The organism is Pseudomonas sp. PS02290 (genome assembly GCF_029960075.1).
Taxonomy (GTDB): Bacteria; Pseudomonadota; Gammaproteobacteria; order Pseudomonadales; family Pseudomonadaceae; genus Aquipseudomonas.
On sequence record NZ_JASCOY010000234.1, the window covers coordinates 1 to 343 of the forward strand.

General features: G+C 55.7%; 1 pseudogene. It reads left to right on the forward strand.

Features of this window, described 5'->3' with window-relative positions:
- Positions 1-343: pseudogene (locus QMX88_RS29350) on the forward strand (hypothetical protein); the annotation flags it as partial.

Genomic DNA, 343 nt, shown 5'->3' on the forward strand with positions numbered 1-343 from the left:
GTTCCGGCGACGATGATTGGAGCGGTTCTCGGCAAGACGATTGATGTCAGCTACCAAGTTGAACGAGATGGCAAGCCATATGACTCCGACATTTTGAAATTGACGGTTGGGTTAATCCCAGCGGACAAGTTGACCACTCCGCAAATTACACAGGCGACAGGCAGCTCCCTGGATGTCGGGGCGCTACAAGGCGACGCCAATATCACCGTGGATGCGTGGCCATTTATCGCGGTCGGGCAAAAGATGTGGATGCGACTCGAAGGCTCCAGCAATCTGGACCTGCCCGGTTGGCAAGGGTATGAGATCAGCAGTCCGGGCGCCCAAGCTACGACGGTTTCAAAGG